The organism is Microbulbifer halophilus, assembly GCF_026183675.1.
GTDB classification, from domain to species: domain Bacteria; phylum Pseudomonadota; class Gammaproteobacteria; order Pseudomonadales; family Cellvibrionaceae; genus Microbulbifer; species Microbulbifer halophilus.
Genome location: NZ_JAPIVK010000092.1, coordinates 1 through 904, shown reverse-complemented (window position 1 = coordinate 904; position 904 = coordinate 1). Strand labels below are relative to the sequence as shown.

1 protein-coding gene is annotated in these 904 nt (G+C 65.3%); it reads right to left on the bottom strand.

All coding sequences use genetic code 11. The annotated features are described in order from the left end of the window. Positions 1-891: condensation domain-containing protein (locus OQE62_RS19345; protein ID WP_265723685.1), on the bottom strand; the 891-nt coding region annotated here is incomplete at its 3' end. Positions 892-904: the final 13 nt, after the last annotated feature.

Below are 904 nucleotides of genomic sequence, written 5' to 3'. Positions count from 1 at the left end.
CGCTTCCAGCAACCGCACGTAGTGGCGCCCCAAACCAGCCACCGTCTCCGCGTCGAACAGGTCTTCCGCGTACTCCAGGCTCACGCGCAAGCCTTCCAACTCCGGCTGCACACTCACGTTCAGGTCGAACTTCGCCTGCGTCGCGCCCCCCACCGACAACGGTGATACCTTCAGCCCGGGCCACTCCGGCATCGACTCCAACCGCTTCGTCTCCGCGGAGAACATTACCTGAAACAGCGGGGTCACGCTCAGGTTCCGCTCCGGATTCAGCCGATCCACCAATTGCTCGAATGGCAGATCCTGGTGCGCATACGCCGACACCAACCGCTTGCGTACCGCCTGCAACACCTCCTCAAACGTCCGCTCCGCACGCACATCCGAACGCACTACCAGCGTATTGGCGAAGAATCCCACCAACCGCTCCACTTCCCCTCGGTTCCGGTTCGCGACCGGCGTGCCCACCGCAAAATCCCACTGCCCGCTGTAGCGCGCCAGCAACCCCTCGAACCCCGCCAGCAGTACCATGAACGGCGTCGCCCCGTACCGCCGGCCAAGCGACTCCAGCGACTCCTCCAACCCCGACGGGATTGTCACTGTCACCCATCCCGCACGACTGCTCCGGCGCGCCGGCCGCACACGGTCCGTCGGCAGCTCCAGCACCGGCGGCAGGTCCGACAGTTCCTGCGCCCAGAACGACACCTGCGACTCCAGCACCGCTCCGCTCAACCACGACCGCTGCCACTGCGCATAGTCTGTGTACTGCACCGGCAGCGCCGGCAGCGGCAACTCCTCGCCTCCGCGTGCGTACGCCTCCAGCAATGCACCCAGCTCCGATGCAAACACCCTCATCGACCATCCGTCGGACACGATGTGGTGCATGCATAACAGCAACGCGTGCGACGCT